This window comes from Parvimonas sp. KA00067 (genome assembly GCF_001553085.1).
GTDB classification, from domain to species: Bacteria; Bacillota; Clostridia; order Tissierellales; family Peptoniphilaceae; genus Parvimonas; species Parvimonas parva.
Window position 1 is genome coordinate 115,781 of sequence record NZ_KQ960141.1, and the last position, 22,474, is coordinate 138,254.

Here is a 22,474-nt window from a genome sequence, read left to right on the forward strand (position 1 = left end):
AAAAACTTTACAATAATATCACAAAATGATATAATGATTTATATATACACTGGAGGAAATTATGAAAAATAAATTTTTACTCACATTAACATTATGTAGTTTTTTGCTTGGAAGTACATATAAGGTTAGAGCAGAAGAAAATAATTTGACAGATAATTATAGAATATATGAACCTTTTAATTTATCCGATACAAAAAACTTAGAATTAACCGGAGAATCTACAATAGATTTTTCAAAATCAACGGCGAATGAAAATAAAATAGACGGAATATATAAAGCTAATTATAATTTAAAGAGTACTAACAATGGAAATTCTACTTTAAAAATGGGAATAACTTTTAGTAGTAGTATTGAAAAGTTAAGTAATTTTTCAATTAAATTGGACGGAGCTGATGTTCCATATTCATTTAAGTTCTTGAATGATAAGTTTAAAGCTCCTACGGGAAGTGAGTTTTATAAAGAAATTATTTCAAATATTGATTCACCGATTTATGAACCGGTTAATTTTAAAAAAGAAGATGTTGGAACTCTTAGAAAATTTAACTTAGAGGCAGATAAGGTTGATAATTTAAAATATGAAATTACTATAAAATATTCCACAGATAAGACAAAGTTATTTTTATCAGGTGGTAAAGATATAAAAATTGATGAAAATAAAAATAATAAGACTATAGTATTAACTCATGAACTAAGTGGGAAAAGTAAAACACCTATTTTATATACAATAGGTGATGATGTAAATATAACGACTAAAATATTTTTAGGCGAAAAGGAAATAAATTCAGGATATAAAGAAAATATTGAAAAAGCGTCAGTCAATGTTAAGGACTTTTTGAAAAATATATTTTTAGGTGAAGTTCCTGAAAATGTTCGTCAAAGATTTTCTGAAGATAATTTATATGAAATTTTTGTTGAAAATTTTGATAAAATTTTGGGTGGAAGTGGTTATGATACTTTAGGAATTTTAAAGCCGTTTTCTGATAAACAAATTGTTGCGACTTTTGAATTTCCTATTGAGCCGAAAGTTGAGAAAAAGTTAAATATTAATTATCCAATTTCTGCAACTCTTACTACTGTAAATGATGTGAATATTATGAAATTAAATTTAGAAGCATCTCCTTTTTCAACTTTTGATAATTTTAAAAATTTTAAATATACATTTGTTGGAAATGATGATTATAAATTTATTATAAATTCAAATACAAAGTATAAAAATACTAAAAACGGTTCAGAGATTACATTAACAAAAGCACCTGTTGAGCTTATAACAAATTTAGTTCATAAAGAAAGCTATGTTAAAGGAATTAGTAAAAAAGAGGCAAAATCTTATACTAATTATGCACTTATTGTGTTAGGTATTGCTGAAGTTGTAGGAGTTTTGTATTTAAAAAATGTTTACTTTAAAGGTAAAAAAAGAAATATAAGAAGATAGAAACTAGAATTTTATTCTACTAGAATTTTATTCTAGTTTTTTCTTTTTCTTTTATTTTATTGCATTTGCAACAGAAATATTTTGAAAATTATTATAAAATTAATATACTGTTAGGAGGTAATTATGAGTAAAATAAATTTTGATGATAAATTATATAATATTTTAAATGGAAATGAAAAACTTTTACAGTTTTTTATAAATAATGGTTTTGACCAATTAAAAAATGAAAAAATGCTAAAAACAATGGGTAAAATGGTTTCGCTTAATATGGCTTTAAAAGTTAGAGGAATAAATAAATCTGCTTTTGAAGAAAAATTAGATTTATTTTTAAATGATGAGCATACTTCAGTTGACAAATCTTTAGAAGAAGAAAAAGAAATTACAGGTGATGTCATTGTTAAAGGGGTTTTACCTTGTCCGTTGAAAATTCCTATTTTAGAGGCTTTTGACAAATTTGTTGAGGAAGAAAAAACTAAAGGAATAAATATAGGTTATGAATTAAAATCTGCTAATTTAGGTGTTGATTGGATTGAAAATGATATTAATTCAGGCGATATTGATAAAGTTTCTGATATTATGATTTCAGCCGGTTTTGAATTATTCTTCGATAAAGAGAAATTCGGTAAATTTTTTGAAGAAGAAAAATTTTATATTGAAAATAAGAAAATGAATAAAGATTTTGATAATGAAGAAATTTGTTTGAGAGACCCTAAAAATATTTACAATATTGTTGGAGTAGTGCCTTGTGTATTTTTAGTAAACGAAAATAATTTAAATGATAAAGAAGTTCCAACTTCTTGGGAAAATTTACTTTTTAGTGGAGATTATACAGATAGTGTTGCAATTCCTTTAGCTGATTTAGATATGTTTAATGCATTAGTTGTAACAATTTATTCAAAATGGGGAGTTGAAGGAATAAAGGCTCTTGCCAGAGTTTATAAAAAAAGTTTACACCCTGCTGAAATGGTTAAGAAAAAAGGAGATTCAAAAAATAATCCGATAGTTAGTATAACTCCATATTTCTTTACGCAAATGGTATCAAGAAGTTCAGCTCTTAAAGTTGTATGGCCAAAAGATGGTTCAATTATCAGTCCTGTGTTTGTAATGGCTAAGAAAGATAACGAAAAAGCACAAAAAGTTGTTGAATTTTTTAGAGATGAAAATGTTGGAAAATTACTTTCTTCAAATGGAAAATTCCCTACAACAATTTTTGGTGTTGACAATATGTTAGATGAAAATTTTAAATTTATGTTCTGTGGTTGGGACTATATCCATAACAATGATATAGTGAAGGTTATGAAAGAATCAGAAAAGATTTTTAATGAAGAAATTTTAAAATAGAGGTTTATATGAATTTGGTAGTAGTTTCCGGTCCTCCTTCATCAGGAAAGACCAGTGTTATAGTTAAGACAATTGAAAATTTGAAAAAAAGAGGTATTAAAGCGGGAGTTGTAAAGTTTGACTGTTTATATACAGATGATGATTTAATATATAAAAAAAATAATATTTTAGTTAGAAAGGGATTATCCGGTGCTTTGTGTCCTGACCATTTCTTTGTTTCAAACATAGAAGAGGTTGTTCAATGGGGCGTTAATAATGAATTGGATATTTTAATTACAGAGTCAGCAGGACTTTGTAATAGATGTTCTCCCTACATTAAAGATATAAAAGCTGTATGTGTTATAGATAATTTATCAGGAATAAATACACCTAAAAAGATAGGGCCGATGTTAAAAAGTGCAGATTATGTAGTTATTACAAAGGGGGATATTGTTTCACAAGCTGAAAGAGAAGTTTTTTCTTCAAGAGTTGCATCTGTTAATCCAAGCGCCATTGTAATGAATATAAACGGACTTACAGGACAGGGAACTTTTGAGTTAAGTACATTGTTATATGATGAAAGTAAATCAATCAATACAGTAAATGGTATGGAATTAAAATTTGCTATGCCGACAGCTCTTTGTTCTTATTGTTTAGGAGAAAAGAAAATAGGAGCAAAATATCAAATGGGAAATATTAAAAAGATGAAGTTGGAGGATAAAAATGCGTAATTTAAAAATTGGTAAATTAATTGAAAAATATCCTTTTGCTGAAATGTTTTTTGAAGAAAATAATTTTGATATTTCAAATGTTTTTGATTTATCTTTTGTAGAATTTTTAAATTCTTTTTCAGAAGAAGAAAAAGAGGAGCTTGCAATAGATGAAAATTTGCTTTGTGAATCTTTAGAAATTTATATTGAGCAGATGAAAAATTTCCTTGGAGTTGAAGATAATGAAGTTAATTCGATAACTTTACTTGCAGGGACAGATAAATTTGGCAATAAAGAAAATTACGATGAACTACAAGTAAATAAGTCTGAAATAATTTCAATCGTGGGACCTACCGGAAGTGGAAAGTCAAGACTTTTAGGGGATATTGAATGGGTCGCAGATAGGGATACTCCAACAAATAGAAAAATTTTAATTAATGGAAAAGATGCAGATAAAAAATGGAGATTAAGCGCAAATAACAAATTAGTTTCACAACTTTCTCAAAATATGAATTTTGTTATGGACTTAACTGCTTATGAATTTATAGAACTTCATGCAAAGAGCAGAATGGTTGAAAATGAAGAAGAAGTTATAAATAAAATAATTACAGAGGCAAATAAACTTGCAGGAGAAAAATTTGACCTTTTAACGCCGATTACCTCTTTGAGTGGTGGACAATCAAGAGCGCTTATGATTGCTGATACTGCAATTTTAAGTTCATCACCAATTGTTTTGATTGATGAAATCGAAAATGCAGGAATCGACAGAAAAAAAGCATTAGATTTGTTGGTTAGTGAAAATAAAATAGTTCTAATGGCAACACATGACCCTATACTGGCATTAATTGCCGATAAGAGAATTGTAATAAATAATGGAGCAATAGTTGCGATTCATGAAACAACAGAAAAAGAAAAACAATTACTTATTGAACTTGAAAAAATGGATAATGTTATGCAAGACTTAAGAAAAGAATTAAGATATGGTAATTCATTAGACAATTTTGAAATATAATGATATAATAAATATATTAAGTAGGCTACTTCGGTAGCCTTTGTTATTATGAAATAACAAGGTTTCCGGGCACCCACCCGATGCAAAGCATCGTGGAAGGGTGGAGTTCTTATATTAAGGAGAATTTATGCAAAAATTTGAACTTTTGTCTCCTGCCGGGTCTATGGAGGCTTTGAAAGCAGGAATTCAAAATGGTGCAGATGCTATTTACTTAGGTGGTAGCAGTTTTGGGGCAAGAGCCTCTGCAACAAATTTTGATAATGATGAATTGATAGAGGCTGTAAGATATGCAAGTCTTAGAAATGTAAATATTTTTGTTACGGTTAATACTTCTGTAAAGGAAACTGAAATTGAAGAATTAATTTCTTATACAGATTTTTTATATAAAATTGGAGTTAGTGCGATAATTCTTTCTGATATTGGAATGGCAAGTCTTTTAAGAAGTCGTTATCCAAATATGGAATTTCACGCATCAACTCAAATATCTGCTCATTCTTTAAATGATGTTTTAGAATTGAAAAAAGTAGGTTTTGATAGAGTTGTTGTTGCAAGAGAGTTAAGTGTAGAAGAAATTAAAAAAATTTGTGATACTGTAGATATAGATATTGAAGTTTTCATTCATGGGGCAATTTGTGTTAGTTACTCAGGACAATGCCTTATGAGTTCTATGCTTGGGGAACGTTCAGGAAATAGAGGACGTTGTGCTCAACCTTGTAGGCAAAGCTACAAGTTAATAAATAAAACAACTGGAAAAATTATTGATGTAAATGGAAATTATCTTTTAAGTCCAAAAGATTTGTGCAGTATTGATAATATCGAAAAAATTTTGGATACATCTGTTAAGTCTTTAAAGATTGAAGGAAGAATGAAAAGACCTGAATATGTTGCAGTTGTTACTTCAAGATATAGAAAAACAATAGATAATTACATTGAAAATAAAGTGACAACGAACAAAAAAGAATTAAAAGATGATTTAGAGGCTATTTTTAATAGAAAATTCACTTCGGGTTATCTTATGAGTAAAAATGGCTCGGATATAATTAATTTAGATAAACCTAATAATATAGGTGTAAAGGTTGGAGAGGTTTTAAGTTTCAATCAAAAGAAAAATAAATTAAAAATAAAATTATGTGGTAAATTGTCTAAGGGAGATGGAATCAATTTAGGTGGAGGAAATATTGGTAGAATAATCAAAAATGGAGAAATTTTTGACTTTGGAGTTTCCGGAGATATTATAGAAATTGATTTTATTAAAAGTGTAAAGCCTAAGACAATAGTTTATAAAACTTCCGATAAGTCATTGGTTGATGATGCTAATAAATCTTTTAGAGAAGGAATCGAGAATAAAAAAATTGACTTAAATTGTGAAATTTTTATTTCCGTTGGAGAAAAAGCAAAATTTACTTTAGAAAATATTGAAGTTTATTCTGATGAAATAATCGAAAAGTCAAATAATAAAAAAATTGAAATTAAAAATGTTTTGGAAAAATTATCTAAAACCGGCGGAACTCCTTTTAATTTTATTTTCAAAAATGTTTTTGTCGATGAAAATGCTTTTGTTCCTGTTTCCGTTTTGAATAATCTTAGAAGATGCGCAATAGAAAAATATGAAAAAGAAAAATTAGATTTTTCAAAAGAAAGAATTATATGTTCGTCTAATGATTTATCATCTTCAAAAGCCAAAAAAGTTGATAATGGAAAAATTACTTTAAAGGTGCATAAAAATTCTCAGATTGATAATCTTTTAGAAGATTGTAGCATATTAGAATATGTAAAAGAAATTTATACTGAAGATTTTAGTTTGATTGAAAAGTATTATGATAGATTAAAAAGTAAAGGTATAGATTTAATTTATAGTGCTTTAGGTGTTATCAGAAATGAAGAGTATGATACTGTAAAAAAATATTTATCGAAAATAAATAGGGAAATTTTGAAAAAAGTTCAAATATCAACTTGGGGTTCGAAAAACTTTTTTGAATCAAATTTTGGTACTGAAAAATTTAATATAGATACATATTTTAATATATATAACTCTTATTCTGTAAGATTTTTTGAAAAATATTTTAATGCAGAGGATATAACCATTTCTCAGGAGATAAATAAATTTGAAATAAAAAATTTAGTTGAAAACTTAAAAGAAAAAAATATTAACATAGATATGATTGTATATGGACATACAAGGTCAATGCTTACAGAATATTGTGCAATGGGAGTTTTGACAAAAGATTGCCATAAAGATAGACGTTGTGCCGAATGTGCAAGAAGTGATTATGCTTTGAAAGATATGGAAAATAGAGAATTTAGACTTTTTCAAGATATTTTTTGTAGAACGGAAATAAGAAATCACATTCCTCTTGATTTGAGAGAAGATATGAAAGAGATTTTTGACTTGGGTATTGATAGAGTAAGACTTGATTTTACTTATGAAGATAGCGAAAAAGTTTATGAAATTTTAAAAGAATGTATTGATTATCTAAAAAATTCAAAGAGAATAAATTCTCCAAATACCTTTAAGGGACATTTCATTACTTCAGTTAATTAATTTTTATAAAGCCTTAGGGCTTTATTTTTTTGAAAAAATTTATAAAACATTGAAAAATAAATAATTTTTTGATAAAATTAAAGTTGAATAAAAATGGAGAAGTGTGTATGAAAAAGGGAGATTTTATTTTAATATTTACTTTACTTGTTATTTTTTGTTTTTCTTTTGTTTATATAAACAAGAGTTTTGTATCGACAGAAGATAAATATATAAGTGTTCAAGTGAATGGAGAAGAGATTAAGCAAATAACTTTTGGGAATAAAAAAAATATTTATCCGATAAGAACGTCTTTTGGACTTAATATTTTAGAAGTTGATAAAGACGGAGTCAGGGTTATTGAGGCAAGTTGTCCTGATAAACTTGATGTTAAGTTTGGAAAAATTAGTAAAGTTGGACAAGCTATTATCTGTATGCCAAATAGACTTGTTATACAGATAAAATCAAGACAAAATAATGATTTGGACGTGGTAAACTAATGAGTGCTAAAAAGACTATGTTGATTTCGTTATTTGTTTCTGTTGCTTTAATTGTATCTCTTTTAGAATATTATATCCCAATACCTATTCCTAATGTTCGATTGGGTTTATCCAATGTTATAATCATAAATGCGATTTTAATTTTTGGTTTTAAAGAAACATTTTTTATTTCATTTTTAAAGGCGATTTTACTGGTAATTATTCTAGGAAATCCAATAAGTTTTATATATAATTTTTCAGCAGGGTTTGCCAGTATAGTTGTTATGTATATAGTAAATAAGTTTTGTAGTAAATTTTTAAGTTTAGTGGGGGTTAGTGTTTTAGGGTCAGTTTCTCATATAATGGTTCAAATATTAATTTCAATGATACTTTTAAATACAAAAACTTTAGTTAATTTTATTCCGTTTTTAGGAATAATAGGGATATTTACAGGAATTTTAGTTGGTATTCTTGCTAATTATATGTATAAAATTTTAAGAGGTAATTATGTCAAATAATGATTATGATGATTTTTTAAAAGAATTACAGATTTATTTAGATAAAAATTATAATGATAATGTTGAAAATAATAAAATCTTTGAAAAAGAATCTAGAGAAGAAAATATATCTTTAGAAGATAAAACGATAAAAGAAGTAAATAGTGTAAAAAATATTGGATATAGAGATGTTAAAACATTTACTACTTCAATAAAAGATTTAAATGATAATGATAAGCCCAGAGAAAAGTTATACAAATTTGGTGCTGATAAATTGAGTGAATATGAGCTTATAGCAATTTTACTTGGAAGTGGTTCAAGAAACGAAGATGTTTTAACACTTTCAAAAAAATTGTGGCAATATATGAGTAAATTTCATAGGATAAGTGAACTTGCAATAGATGATTTGATGGAAATAGAAGGTATCGGATTATCTAAAGCTTGTTCAATAATTTCTGCATTGGAGCTTTCTAAGAGAATAAATATTAGAGAGTGTGTTGATAATTTTTCAGTCGGATCACCTAAGAGTGTTGCAGATATTTTTATGAATATATTAAGAGATGAAATGAAGGAGCATTTTTATGTTCTTCTGTTGGATACAAAGAATAAAATAATTTCTTGGGACGAAATTTCAAAAGGTGATTTAAATTCATCTATCGTTCATCCTAGAGAAGTTTTTAAATATGCTTTAAAATATAGTGCAAATAGTATTATTTGTTTGCACAATCATCCAAGTGGAGACCCGACACCAAGTATGCAGGATATAGAAATTACTAAAAGATTACAAGAAGTTGGAAATTTAGTTGGAATAAAATTGTTAGACCATATTATAATTGGATACAATAAATATATTAGTTTAAGAGAAAAAGGAATAATGAATTAAGAGAGGTAGAAAAAATGAGTTTTTCGTGGATTTTTGGGGAAGATTTAGCCTTAGATTTAGGAACGTCTAATACTTTAATATACTCAAATAAAAAAGACGGTAAGATTATTGAACCTTCTGTTGTTGCAGTTGATTTGAATAATTATGAGATTGTTGCCGTTGGAGAAAAAGCAAAAAGTATGGAGGGAAAAACTCCAGATAATATAATAACATTGGCACCTATAAAGGGAGGTAAAATTATAAATTTTGAAATTACTCAAGTAATGTTGACAAATTTATTTAAAAAAGCAAAATCAAGTTTTTCAATTTTTCATCCTAAGGTTTATATTACAATATCAAGTGGAATTTCCGAAGTGGATAAAAGAGCGATAGAAGATTGTGTAATTTATTCCGGAGCAAGAAGTGTTGAATTTATACCAACTGCAGTTGCATCAGCTGTTGGAATGGGACTTCCTGTTTTGGAGCCTTCAGGTAGTATTGTAGTTAATATCGGTGGAGGAACTGTTGATGTTTCTTTGGTAAGTCTTGGAGGAGTTGTTGCCTCTAAATTTGTTGATATTGGTGGAGATTCAATTGATTATGATATTGTAAATATCGTTAAAAACAAATATGATTTGATGATTGACAAGGAAACGGCAGAATATATAAAAATAAATTTGGCATCATTTATTACAAGTAATATCACAAATAATCTTTCTATATTTGGTAGAGATATAAATAGTGGTATGCCTAGAAATGCAATAATCTATGGAAAAGATATAACTTCATCACTATTCCCACTTTTTAATGCAGTTACAGATGCAATAAAAGTAATATTAGAAAAGACACCACCTTCAATGACAGGTAATATTTTAAGAAATGGAATCTTTTTAACAGGGGGCTGTTCTAAGATTAACGGTTGTGTTGAATATTTAGAAAATGAAATAGGGATAGCTGTAAATGTTGTTGAAAATCCATTAACTTGCACATGCGAAGGTGCTAGTAAATTGATTAATAAGATTAAGATTAAAAACAATAGGAGAAAGAATAATGAATAGATTTAGAAATATTAAGTCCCGTAAAAAGAAAATTTCTTTTTTTATGACTGTTATAATTTTAAGTTCTATAATTTTTTTCAGTGCTACTTCTTCTATTATGAATATTGGAGAAAATGCAATTGGAACAGTTACAAGTTCTGTTTCAAGATTAGTTTATTCTTCAATAGCAAGTTCTAAAGAAGTTTTTACAAATATTTTCGGCTCCAAATCTATTAGAGAAGAAAATGAAAAATTGAAGATTGAAAATGCAGAACTTAAAGAAAAAAATATTAATATGGAAAATATAATAGCCAAAGAAGATTTTTTGAAAAATGAATATAATTTATATTTACAAAATAAGGAAAGTCTTATAAGTGCTAATGTTATTGCATTAGATAACAATAATTTATTCATAAGATTTAATATAAATAAGGGAAGTAAAGACGGCGTAAAAGTCGGAGATATTATCGTTCAAGGAACTGCTGGAGATAAAGAAAATACTTATATTAAAGCTGTTGTTGGTAAGGTAATAGAAGTTGGATATAATTGGAGCAAGGTTTCAAGTTTAGTTGACTCTACAAGTAATATTTCATTTAATATAGTTAGAAGTCAATCTTATGGAGCTATAAGTGGACAAGAAAACAATCTTCTTTCAGGTTTTATGTATAAGTCTGATGCTGACGTTGTTGTTGGTGATAGGTTAGTTACTTCAGGTAGAGGTGGAATTTTTCCCAGAGATTTATATATAGGAGAGGTTACAGAAGTTAAGTCTTCAGATAATAATCTTGAAAAGAAAATTAGTGTTAAATCTCCTGTTGATTTTACAACTTTATTTAGAGTTTTTGTATTAAAAGGAAATGGTGGTAGTAATGAATAGATTAAAGGTTGTGTTAATGTTTTTTGCAAGTATAATGATACAAACAGCAATATTACCTAATTTTAGTATATTTAACTCTAAGGCTAATCTAAGTTTGGCTCTTGTAGTTGCAATAGCTATGAATTTTGGTTCTTATCCTGGCGGATATTCTGGAATTGTACTTGGTTTTTTTGAAGATATTTTATTTTCAAGAATAATAGGTGTAAGAGCTCTTATATACTACATTATAGGTTTTATAGTTGGATATAGCGAGGACTCCATAAACAAAGGAGATATACGTTCAGGCTCTATAATTACAGTTGTAGCAACTTTATTTTATTGGGTTATGAATACAATAATTTATATGTTCTTGGAAAGTTCATCATCTTCTGCTCTTGTAAAGTATTTAAAAGGGTCGATAATTATTGAATTGATTTTAAATGTTTTATTGTACTTGGTATGTCATTATACTTTGAAGAAGATGTTTAAAAAGAAAAAATTTAGATTTTAGTAGGTAAGTTTATGAAAATTTTTGATAAAAATAAATTAGAAAAAATTAAAGATAGACAATTAAGATATAAAATAGTTTATTCTGTTTTATTTGTTTTGATGTCATTACTTGTTATAAAATTATTTCATTTAACAATTATAACTGGAGATGATTATAGAAATAAGGCTGATAACAACAGACTTAAAGATGTTAAAATAACAGCTCCAAGGGGAAATATTTATGATAAAAATGGAAATTTGTTAGCAGGGGTTAAGACAAGTCCTGCCGTTCAGATTTTAAAAGATGAATTTAATAGATTAACTAAAGAAGAAAAGATTAAAAAGGTTGATGAATTAATAACTATACTTAATAAAGACGGCGCAAGTTGGGATACCGATGATTATTTTATAGGGATTAATTACTTTGTATATTCTTCAAAAGTTGATTATTTTACTGAATTAAAAACTCCAAAAGAAAAAGTTTTAGATATAATTATGGAAAATAAATTAGTTGAAGATATTTTGAAATTGAAAATAGAAAAAAGTTCCTCTTCAAATTTTTCATACTATATAATAAAAAATGTTATAAGAGATTTGCAACTTAAAGGAATATATGTTCCAAGTGATTTTTTCGATGTTGATAGTGGAGAAATTGCTTTTACTAAAGGAAAAGAATACGATGAATATGCAAAAGATAAAGACCTTTCAAAAGGGATATATTCACATATTGCAGATTTAATAAAAGATGATAAGTCAATTATAAGAAAGATTTTAGAACAACCTCTTTCAAGAAAATTGATTTTTGATGAATTGAAAAGTAAAAATCTTTTAGGAAATATTGAATTAAGTCCTTTAGAAGACTTGAATAATTATAACTTTTTATTGATAAAAGCTGAATTAAATAAACAAAATTCTAAGGTTACATTGGAAACAAGTGCTAAAGATGATTTTTATAATATGGTTAGAAAATTTACTTTGGATAAGTTGTTGTCTTATGTAAAAGTTGATAAAGACGGGAAAAAAATAATTCCTGCCGAAATTTTGCTTAAAAAATTAGAAGAAAAAAAACTTAATGCAAATGTTGAATACACTTTAGTTAAAGATGAAAATGATAGAGAAAAAGTTCAATTTTCTTACAAAAATGAGGGAAATAAAGATGTTGAACCTTTAACATATCTTATTTCCATTGCAGAAGAAAATAATCTACTTTATGATTTTGTTCTATCCGATGATATAAAATTTGTTGCTCAGGAAGTAAATACAGAAAATAATATTATTTTAAAAATTTCTATTACTAAAAAAGATTTTGATTATGTATATAATATTAACAAAAAAGATATAAAAAATAGATACCAAATAAAAGATGATTATACTGCTGAAAGTTTATTTACACTTTTAAAGAAACTTTATTCAATAGAAGAATTGAATGATTATAGTGCATATAGTTATTTGGTATTGAGTAGAAAGGTTGAGTTGCAAGGAGATAAGGCATATATTCCAATTACTCTTACTTATGGAATATCTGAGCCTTGTATATCTAACATAAAAGAAAAATTTGAAAATAATAATGGTATTACTGTTTCAATGGAACCGATAAGATATTATCCTAATGGAGAGTTAGCGTCTCATATATTGGGATATATTGGAAAAATTTCACAACAAGATGAAATTGAAAAGTATAATAAAGAAAAAGGATATTCTTCTGATAGCTTTATAGGTAAGACAGGAGTAGAGGAAAGTCAAGAAGTTTCTTTAAAAGGAAAAGATGGCTTTAAAAAGGTTATGGTTGATAACAGAGGAAATAGAACAGAAACTATTTCTGAAACTTCAGCAGTTCCAGGAAAAAATGTATATTTATCTTTAGATTTAAATTTACAAAAAACTGCAGAAGAATCTTTAAAGCGTACTTTGGAATCAATTAGAGGTGCTAGTGAATATAAAAGCAAGTGGGGAAGTTATACTCCTCATCAAAGTTATCCTAATGCAACAAGTGGTGCAGTAGTTGTGCTTGATGTTAAGACTGGAAAAGTTTTAGCTCTTGCAAGTTATCCTGCTTATGACCCAAATCTTTTTGTAACAGGGATTTCTAATAGTGATTGGATAAGTTTGTTTCCTGAAGACCCTAGAGATTTTTTAGCACCAAGACCATTGTATAATATTGCAACACAAAGTGTTTCACAACCAGGTTCTACTTTTAAATTAGCCACTTCATTGGCAGCGCTTGAAAAGGGATTGGATCCAAATGAAAATATTAATTGTCAAGGTGTAATGGATGTTGGTGATACAAAGTTTGGTTGTTGGATATGGAACCAATATAAGCAAGTTCATGGAAATGAAAATCTTAGAACAGCTTTAAGAGATAGTTGTAACTATTATTTTTATGCCTTAGCTCTAGGAAAAGACCCTAAGTCAAATAAGCATACGGGTGTTAAAGTTGAGATTGAAGATTTGGTTAAAACTGTTAGTGAATTAGGACTTGGAGAAAGAACTGGAATTGAAATAAACATTCCAAGAGAAAGTAAGGGTGTTATTCCTGATTCAAATACAAAAAAATCTTTAACAAAAATTATGCTTAAACAAAGATTGGAAAAAGAAATTGAAAAATATATTTTAGCCGGAAAAAATAAAGATGATTATGATTTTGCTAAAATAATTGATACAATTGTAAATTGGACTGAAGAAGAAAAAGTTCCATCAAGAACAGAGGTTATTAACAGATTAAAAGAAATGCAATTAAATGCTGAAGAACCTGTTGCAAATTCAAAAGTATCTTTAGCAGATATGATAAAGTTTGACTATTTAAATCAAGCATCTTGGTCTAATGCAGACTCACTAAATACTGTAATCGGACAAGGACAAAATGCATATACTCCTATACAAATGGCAAGATATATGGCGATGATTGCAAATGGTGGACAAAAGTTAAAAACTTCTGTAATTGAAAAAATTGTTAGCTATGATAACAAAATAACTTCATTTCAAAATAACCCTGAAACTGAAAAATCAAGTTTTAATCCTAGAAATTTAAAATATATTTTAGAAGGAATGAATATGGCATCAAAGACTTCTGAAAATGCTAAAATTTTTAGAGAATTGCCAATAGAAATTGGTACAAAGACAGGAACTGCACAAAAGAGTGGAGTCAATCCTGTTACAGGACAACTTTACGATAACTATGCTTGGACAGTTTCTTTTGCTCCATATAATAATCCTGAAATTGCAATAGCAACAGTAATTTTTCAAGGAGGAGCAGGTGCATTTTGTGGACCTATTGTTAGAGATATAGTTGGTCAATATATTGATAATAAAACAGAATCTGGAGAAAATCTACAGTCTGATAAAAAAAATGATGATAATTCAGGAAATGGTGGAAATTTAGTTGGAGATTAGCCAAAAAGTATTGAAAATTTAATTATTTTGATATATAATGTAATAGATTAAATAATTTAGGAGGTTTCGTATGAAATTCAAAAAGACTTTCGCAGCGCTTTTAGTTGGTGCTATGATTTTAACAGGTTGTTCTTCTAAACCTGAAGGAAAAAAAGAAACAAAAACAGAAGAAAAGAAAGAAAATACTGGAAAGAAAATTAAGTATGCTATGGTAACTGATACTGGTGGTGTTAATGACCAATCTTTCAACCAATCTGCTTATGAAGGCTTAAAAGATTTAGAAAAAGAAGGATTAGCTACTATTAGCTATGTTGAAAGTAAACAAGCATCTGATTACAAAGGAAACTTAGAAACTTTACTTGATTCTAAAAATGATTTAATTGCAGGTATCGGTTTTGCATTAGCAAAAGATATGGAAGCTGCAGCAAAAGCTAACCCAGACCAAAAATATGTAATTATTGACTCAGCTTTTGAAAACACTCCAAAGAATCTTATCGGAACAATTTTCGCGGATAATGAAAACTCATTCTTAGTTGGATATATCGCTGGAACATTAACTACTTCAAACAAAGTTGGATTTGTTGGTGGAGTTACTTCTCCATTAATCAAAAAATTTGAAGCTGGTTTTAGAGCAGGTGTTGAACTTGCAGCAAAAGATAACAAAAAAACAGTAGAAGTTGTTGCTCAATATGCTGAAAGTTTCGGAGATGCTACAAAAGGTAAAGCAATTGCTAACAGTATGTACACATCTGGAGTTGATATGATTTTCCACGCAGCTGGTGGTACTGGTAATGGTGTTATTGAATCAGCAAAAGAAAATCAAAAATTCGTATTTGGTGTAGATAGAGACCAATCTTACTTAGCTCCTGAATATGTTATAGCTTCTACAATCAAAAAAGTAAATGAAGCTATTAAGAGTGTTGGTAAAGAATTAGCTGAAGGAAAATTCAGAGGTGGAGAAACTATCGAATTTTCATTAAAGACTAATGGTGTTGACGTTGCTTACGGAAAAGAAGACCAATTAAAAATCAAGATTCCTAATGAATTAAAACAAAAAATTGAAGAATTAAAGAAGAGTATTGCTGAAGGTAAAGTTACAGTACCAACAGAAGTAAAATAAATGATTTTATTAGAAGGAAGCGAAAGCTTCCTTTTTTAATTAATTTTATTTGAAATGATATTTACCTTTTGATGTTAATATTATATAATATTATTAAATATATTTAAGGAGAGTATTAGATGAAAAACGAATTAGTTCTTGTAGTTGATTTTGGTGGACAATATAATCAGTTAATAGCTAGAAGAGTAAGAGATTTAAATGTATATTGTGAAGTTATACCTTATAACAAGGCTGTTAACGAAGTAAAAAATAAAAAACCTATCGGAATAATTTTTACAGGTGGTCCAAATAGTGTTTATGAGGAAAATGCACCAAAAATTGAAAAAGAAATTTTTGAACTTAATATACCTATTTTAGGATTATGTTATGGGATGCAATTAATATCTCAAACTTTTGGTGGAGTTGTAGAAAAAGCAGATAAAAAAGAATTTGGAAAAACTTTATGTATAAAAGATAAAAATTCAAAATTAGTTTCAAGTATGAAAAATGAAACAATAGTTTGGATGAGTCATCAAGACCAAGTTGTAAAACTACCAGAAGGATTTGATTGTATTCAACATACATCTACTTGTCCTTATGCCGGAATAGAAAATGAAGAAAAGAAAATTTATGCAGTTCAATATCATCCGGAAGTAAATCATTCAGAAGAAGGAAAAGAACTAATAAAATCTTTCTTATATGATATATGTAATGCAAGTGGCGATTGGACAATGCAAAACTTTATGAATGAACAAATATTAAAAATAAGACAAACAGTTGGAGATAAAAAAGTATTGTTAGCTCTTTCAGGTGGAGTAGATTCTTCAGTTTGTGCCAGCTTATTGTCAAAAGCTATCGGAAATCAACTGACTTGTGTTTTCGTAGATACAGGACTTATGAGAAAAAATGAAGGTGATGAAGTAGAAGAAGCCTTCAAAAATGAAGAACTAAATTTTGTTAGAGTAAATGCTAAAGATAGATTTTTAGGTAAATTAAAAGGCGTTACTGACCCCGAACAAAAAAGAAAAATAATCGGAGAAGAATTTATTAGAGTATTCGAAGATGAAGCAAATAAAATTGGAGCAGTTGACTACTTAGGACAAGGAACAATTTACCCTGATGTAATAGAATCAGGACTTGGCGATGCAAAAGTTATAAAATCACATCATAATGTAGGAGGACTTCCTGACGTAGTAGATTTTAAAGACTTAATCGAACCATTAAGAGATTTATTCAAAGATGAAGTAAGAAGATTAGGACTTGAACTTAAAATGCCTGAATATTTAGTTTATAGACAACCATTCCCTGGTCCAGGACTTGGAATAAGAGTAATGGGCGAAGTAACAGAAGAAAAATTAGAAATCTTAAGAGAGGCAGATGCAATCTTCAGAGAAGAAATTGCAAAAGCCGGAGAAGACAAAAATATAAGCCAATATTTCGCTGTTATAACAAATAACAGAACAGTTGGAGTAATGGGAGACTTTAGAACTTACGATTATACACTAGCCCTAAGAGGAGTTACAACAACCGACTTTATGACAGCCGATTGGGCAAGAATCCCATACGAAGTACTAGACAGAGTTTCAGTAAGAATAGTAAACGAAGTAGGACACATCAACAGAATCGTATACGACATAACAAGCAAACCACCAGCAACGATCGAATGGGAATAGTAGCAAAAAAATCAAAATCCTTGTAAAATCAATAGTTACAGAAGATTAAAAACTGTAACTGGGATTAAAATGGGAACATTTGTAAAAAAGAATAAACTGAATAATAGTTCCAAGTGGTTTACATTTTGGAAAAAAAAATTAGACCGTAGTTTTTAGACTGCGGTCTTTTTGCTTACATATTATGAGGATTAATTTATTTAGAGATCTCCAATGGCTTCTTTCAAATGTAACAAATAATATAAACCAGATTGCAAAAGCAACTAATACAACTGGTGTTATTTATAAGAAAGATGTTGACTATATGAGAGAAAAAATAGAAAAATTGGCAAAAGAGATATGGGATATACATTCCCTGTTATTAAGAAAAACGAAATAGAATTTATCCAAAACAAATCTTAGACCTGTAAGAAGTTTTTAAAATATGATATAATATATTCAAATGAACTGCCGATTTTTAAAATTACAAGGGAGAGAAATTTATGCAAAACTTTGGGAAAATTATTTTTAAAATAGACCAGGTTTTAGAAGAAAAAAATATAAGCAAAAATAAATTGGAAAAAGAATCAAATCTTCAAAGAACTCAACTTAACTCATACTGCAATAACAAAGTTAAGAGAATTGATTTAGAAACTATAGCAAAGATTTGTTATGTTCTTGAGTGTAAAGCTGAAGATATAGAGGAGTATTGTAGGTGATTAACAATGTATAAATCAATAGACCTATTTGCAGGAATAGGCGGAATTAGGCTTGGTTTTGATCAAGCATTTGGTAATGATATAGAAACAGTTTTTGTATCCGAATGGGATAAGAAAGCTCAAGAAACATATATAGCTAATTTTGGAGAAAAACCTAAAATTTTTGGAGATATAACAAAAATCGATGAAATTGATATACCTATCCATGATATTTTATTAGCGGGATTTCCTTGCCAAGCATTTTCGTTAGCTGGTCAAAAAAAAGGTTTTGAAGATACAAGAGGTACTTTATTTTTCGATGTAGCAAGAATAGTGGAGTTTCATAAACCTAAAGTTGTTTTTTGTGAAAATGTAAAAAACTTGGTAAATCATGACAGGTGTAAAACATTTAAAATTATTAAAAAAACATTAAATGATTTGGGTTATAGAGTTTTTTACAAAGTTATCAACAGTAAAGATTTTGGAGTTCCACAAAATAGAGAAAGAATATATATAGTTGCATTTAGAGAAGATATATCCCCTAATAAATTTATATTTCCAGAAAAAACTGACGATACTAAAGTTATAACTGATATTATGGAAGAAAAAGAGACTTCTCCTAAATATTATCTGTCTGATGTTTATCTTGAATCTTTAAGGAAACATAAGCAAAGACACAAAGCAAAGGGAAATGGTTTTGGATATGAAATCAGAGATGTAAATTCTATTGCTGGAGCTATTGTATGTGGAGGAATGGGAAGAGAAAGAAATTTAATAATAGACAAGAGATTAACTGATTTTACTCCTGTAACTCATATAAAAGGAAAAATAAATAGAGAATATATTAGGAAAATGACACCTAGAGAGTGGGCACGACTACAAGGTTTCCCAGATGATTTTAAACTCGTTGTTGCTGATACTCATCTTTATAAACAATTTGGAAATTCAGTAACTGTTCCTGTAATAAAAGCAATTGCGAAAAATATTAAAAAACAATTAGAAGGTGTTGTAATTGAAGATGCTGTTCAAGATAAAGAATATTATGAACAATTAGAGTTTGCATGGAGGTAAAAAGTGATAAGTGGAAATAAAGGAGAATGGTCTGAAATATATGTATTATTTAAACTCCTAGCTGACGGGAAAATATACGCTGCTGATAGTGAGCTAAATAAACTACATGATATTTATTTTCCTATAATAAAGATTATTAGAGAGGAAATATCTGGAGAATTAAAAGAATATACAACAGGAAAATTAATAGATATTTATATTAACGATAAAAAAATAAAATCAGTTGATAGAAATGAGTTTGAAAAAGAATCGGAGCAGCTTTTTGATGAAATTTGTAATGCAAAGGGTTCTGCATTTCAAATAGAAAAAACTGAGAATTTTATGAAAGGAATATCTTGTTATAAATTATCTGCACCTGCAAGAGATAAAAGTGATATTACCATGAAAATAGTTGATATAAATACAGGATATTCTCCAATAGTTGGATTTTCAATCAAATCAGAATTAGGTTCTTCGCCTACTTTATTGAATGCTGGAAAAACAACAAATTTTATTTATAAAATCATTCATAATAATCCCTTATTGGTAAAAGAAACTAATGAAATATACAAAGTTTCAAAAGGTAAAAGACACACTGATGTTAGGGGAAGAATTAAAAGCATAATTGAAGGCAATGGACAACTCGAATATATCGAGATGCAAAATCAAACTTTTTCTGATAATTTAGTGCTGATCGATAGTTCAATGGATAATATTATTGCAGAAACTATTTTATATTTTTATAGGGATGGGATTAGTGATTGCATAGATATGGTAAAGAAACTGGAAGTTGAAAATCCAATGAATTATGGAAATGTTAATGCCTATAGGTATAAATTTAAAAAGTTTTTAACAGCAGTGGCGCTAGGTATGAAACCAGCAACAATTTGGGATGGCATTGATGAAGCTAATGGAGGATATATAATTGTAACCAAACAAGGAGATGTATTAGCATATCATATTTATAATCGCAATTATTTTGAAGAGTATTTACTTAGTAATACAAAATATGAAACAGCATCCACATCAAGACATGATTTTGGAGAAGTTTATAGTGAGGATGTAGAAGATTTTATTAAGTTAAATCTTCAAATTAGGTTTAGATAAAATGATTGTATGAATTTGAAGATAATTTTAAAGGATAGGTAATATATTGAAGAACGCGGAAAATTATAATTATAAACTACCTACAATTAATGGTGGTTTTAAAGAATATACAACAAATAATAATTCAATAATTATTATAGGGGCAAATGGTAGTGGAAAAAGTAAATTAGGAGCGTGGATAGAAGATCAAGATTCAGATATTGTTCATAGGATTGGAGCCCAAAGAAATCTTAATTTTAAGCCTAATTTACAACTTAGTAATTATAATGATGCCAAAAATAAAATTATTTATGGAACAGATGATGAAGATACGGTTAAAAGGCGTGATAAGGGATATAGGTGGAATTGGGGAAAGTCTAAAACGACTAAGATGATAGATGATTTTGATGACGTTTTAGCAGCTTTAATAGCGATGTATAACAATGAAACAGCAGAATATTTTAAAAATTGTCAAGTTGCTGAAAAAAATAATTCCCTTAAGCCGAAAACTCCTTTGACTGTCATAGATAAACTAATGAAAATATGGAATAGTATATTTCCACAAAGAAATCTTCTATTTGAAGATTCTAAGTTTTATGCGTACGAAAGAAGTATATGTTCTGAAAAGTATTCTGCACATCAAATGAGTGATGGAGAAAGATCGGTGTTATACTTGGCTTCTCAAGTTTTATCTATTCCTGAAAATAAAACACTGATAATCGACGAGCCTGAAATACATCTTCATGGAACAATAATGAATAAGTTATGGGAAAGCTTAGAAGAATATCGCTCTGATTGCTTATTTATTTATATAACACATGATACAAATTTTGCAGCTTATCATAAAAATTCAGAAAAGATATGGATAAAGAGTTATGATGGGGAAAATTGGGATTTAGAAAAAATATTTTCTAATGATTTACCAGAGAAGTTGTTATTTGATATTCTAGGGTCACGTAAAAATATTTTATTCGTAGAAGGAGAAGAGAGTAGTTTTGATACTCAACTATATTCTATTTTATATCCAGAATATTTTATTATTCCTTGTGGAAGTTGTACGCAAGTGATTATGAGAACAAAATCTTTTAATTCAACTCAAAATATTCATAATAATAATGTCTATGGAATAATTGACCGTGACTTTAGAACAGAATATGAAATAAATAGATTAAAAAAAGATAATATTTACACACTGAATGTTTCGGAAGTAGAGAATTTATTTATTATAGAAGAACTCATCAAATTTTTATCAGATTACTTAGCCAAGAATTTTGATGATGTAATTAATAATATTAAAAATTATATTATTAAAGAAAGATTCGATAATCAAATTAGTAGTCAGGTTAAGAAAAATGTAGTATCTCAGATAAAGCATGACTTATCTATGGTTGAAATTTCTGAGATTAATACAAAAGAAAGCTTTACCAATGCTATTAAAAATATTAATGTTTATAGTATTTATGAAGATACATTAAACTCATATGAAGAAGCATTGTTAAGTAATGATTATAAAAAAGTGTTAGAAATGTTTAATGAAAAGGGATTATCTAAATCAATAGGTCATTATCTTGGTTTTCAAAACAATGATTACTTAAATACAGTTATTTCTATCTTGCGAAATAAGGAACAAGCAGAAGTATTAGAGATATTCAAAAATTATATACCAAAACTACAAAATTAAAATGCAATATGAATTTAGTTCAAAACAATAATATTCTCCGGTACTGGGACTGGGACGGGACTAAAAATTTGAAAATGTCCTATAATTAGGTGGATTTGCTGATATAAGAAAAAATAGAATCTAGTATTTTGAACGGTTTGGGATATATCGGACATTTGGAAAAGAAGAATGGGAGTAATCGCAAAATTTTCTAAAATGGCTTAATTACAAACTATATAGAGAATGAAAAATGGCTACTGGTACTTAAATGGTACTGGAATCTAAAAAGAAAAAAGAAGAAAAATAATAATTAGTAATTTTCTTCAAAAACTCTTTAGAAAATAGTTTTTATAAAGAGTTTCGAGAAATCAAAAAGGAGTCAGAAAATTAATTCTGACTCCTTTTAAGTGCATATTTTTACAATAAAATATAGCAAACATGGAAAAAATAAACAATAAACATAGAGTAATAATAACAAGTATAAAGCAGTAACAACAAAACTCATAATAATAATTCATATATATATATATAGGTTTCAAATTTACTAAATTAATTTTGTTTAACTTGTAAAATGTGTTATAATAAATATGAATTTACGTTTCTTGTGTAAAAGAATATTTATTTCATCAT

18 protein-coding genes and 1 pseudogene are annotated in these 22,474 nt (G+C 27.8%); all 19 read left to right on the plus strand.

What is annotated here, in order from left to right; genetic code table 11:
- Positions 1-61: 61 nt before the first annotated feature.
- A complete protein-coding gene (locus HMPREF3181_RS01150) occupies positions 62-1,432 on the plus strand; it encodes a hypothetical protein (RefSeq protein WP_068472181.1) in 1,371 nt (456 codons plus the stop codon).
- A gap of 123 nt (positions 1,433-1,555) precedes the next feature.
- Positions 1,556-2,773: an ABC transporter substrate-binding protein gene (locus HMPREF3181_RS01155; RefSeq protein WP_068472183.1), complete on the plus strand. Its 1,218-nt coding sequence runs from the start codon at positions 1,556-1,558 to the stop codon at positions 2,771-2,773.
- Between the two features lie 8 nt (positions 2,774-2,781).
- Entirely contained in the window at positions 2,782-3,483 is a 702-nt protein-coding gene (locus HMPREF3181_RS01160) for a GTP-binding protein (RefSeq protein ID WP_068472185.1), read from the plus strand.
- A complete protein-coding gene (locus HMPREF3181_RS01165; RefSeq protein WP_068472187.1) occupies positions 3,476-4,474 on the plus strand; it encodes an ATP-binding cassette domain-containing protein in 999 nt (332 codons plus the stop codon). The genes HMPREF3181_RS01160 and HMPREF3181_RS01165 overlap by 8 nt, the downstream gene beginning before the upstream one ends.
- Before the next feature lie 127 nt (positions 4,475-4,601).
- A complete protein-coding gene (locus HMPREF3181_RS07915; RefSeq protein ID WP_156435974.1) occupies positions 4,602-7,016 on the plus strand; it encodes a U32 family peptidase in 2,415 nt (804 codons plus the stop codon).
- A 107-nt stretch (positions 7,017-7,123) separates the two neighbouring features.
- Positions 7,124-7,492, plus strand: a complete 369-nt coding sequence (locus HMPREF3181_RS01175) for a NusG domain II-containing protein (protein WP_068472189.1) — start codon at positions 7,124-7,126, stop codon at positions 7,490-7,492.
- Complete coding sequence (locus HMPREF3181_RS01180) at positions 7,492-7,989, plus strand: Gx transporter family protein (RefSeq protein WP_068472194.1); 498 nt, start codon at positions 7,492-7,494, stop codon at positions 7,987-7,989. Before HMPREF3181_RS01175 ends, HMPREF3181_RS01180 begins: the two co-directional genes overlap by 1 nt.
- On the plus strand, positions 7,979-8,851 hold the full coding sequence (gene radC, locus HMPREF3181_RS01185) for a RadC family protein (RefSeq protein ID WP_068472196.1): 873 nt from the start codon (positions 7,979-7,981) through the stop codon (positions 8,849-8,851). Before HMPREF3181_RS01180 ends, radC begins: the two co-directional genes overlap by 11 nt.
- A gap of 14 nt (positions 8,852-8,865) precedes the next feature.
- Positions 8,866-9,888: a rod shape-determining protein gene (locus HMPREF3181_RS01190; protein ID WP_068472198.1), complete on the plus strand. Its 1,023-nt coding sequence runs from the start codon at positions 8,866-8,868 to the stop codon at positions 9,886-9,888.
- Positions 9,881-10,744: a rod shape-determining protein MreC gene (mreC, locus tag HMPREF3181_RS01195; RefSeq protein WP_068472200.1), complete on the plus strand. Its 864-nt coding sequence runs from the start codon at positions 9,881-9,883 to the stop codon at positions 10,742-10,744. The genes HMPREF3181_RS01190 and mreC overlap by 8 nt, the downstream gene beginning before the upstream one ends.
- Positions 10,737-11,234 (plus strand): rod shape-determining protein MreD, encoded by a 498-nt coding sequence (gene mreD / locus HMPREF3181_RS01200; RefSeq protein WP_068472202.1) that lies wholly within the window; start codon positions 10,737-10,739, stop codon positions 11,232-11,234. The genes mreC and mreD overlap by 8 nt, the downstream gene beginning before the upstream one ends.
- An 11-nt stretch (positions 11,235-11,245) precedes the next feature.
- Complete coding sequence (locus HMPREF3181_RS01205) at positions 11,246-14,602, plus strand: penicillin-binding transpeptidase domain-containing protein (RefSeq protein WP_068472204.1); 3,357 nt, start codon at positions 11,246-11,248, stop codon at positions 14,600-14,602.
- 70 nt (positions 14,603-14,672) lie between these two features.
- Positions 14,673-15,722 carry a BMP family ABC transporter substrate-binding protein gene (locus tag HMPREF3181_RS01210; protein WP_068472206.1) on the plus strand — a complete coding sequence of 350 codons (1,050 nt, stop codon included), beginning with the start codon at positions 14,673-14,675 and terminating at the stop codon, positions 15,720-15,722.
- A 119-nt stretch (positions 15,723-15,841) separates the two neighbouring features.
- Positions 15,842-17,374: a glutamine-hydrolyzing GMP synthase gene (gene guaA, locus HMPREF3181_RS01215; protein ID WP_068472208.1), complete on the plus strand. Its 1,533-nt coding sequence runs from the start codon at positions 15,842-15,844 to the stop codon at positions 17,372-17,374.
- A 196-nt stretch (positions 17,375-17,570) separates the two neighbouring features.
- Positions 17,571-17,750: pseudogene (gene mobC, locus HMPREF3181_RS01220) on the plus strand (plasmid mobilization relaxosome protein MobC); the annotation flags it as partial.
- Between the two features lie 103 nt (positions 17,751-17,853).
- Entirely contained in the window at positions 17,854-18,069 is a 216-nt protein-coding gene (locus HMPREF3181_RS01225; protein WP_068472213.1) for a helix-turn-helix domain-containing protein, read from the plus strand.
- 6 nt (positions 18,070-18,075) lie between these two features.
- Positions 18,076-19,119, plus strand: a complete 1,044-nt coding sequence (locus HMPREF3181_RS01230) for a DNA cytosine methyltransferase (protein WP_068472215.1) — start codon at positions 18,076-18,078, stop codon at positions 19,117-19,119.
- A 3-nt stretch (positions 19,120-19,122) separates the two neighbouring features.
- On the plus strand, positions 19,123-20,205 hold the full coding sequence (locus tag HMPREF3181_RS01235; RefSeq protein ID WP_068472217.1) for an HpaII family restriction endonuclease: 1,083 nt from the start codon (positions 19,123-19,125) through the stop codon (positions 20,203-20,205).
- 46 nt (positions 20,206-20,251) lie between these two features.
- On the plus strand, positions 20,252-21,865 hold the full coding sequence (locus HMPREF3181_RS01240; protein ID WP_231723240.1) for a DUF4435 domain-containing protein: 1,614 nt from the start codon (positions 20,252-20,254) through the stop codon (positions 21,863-21,865).
- Positions 21,866-22,474 lie beyond the last annotated feature (609 nt).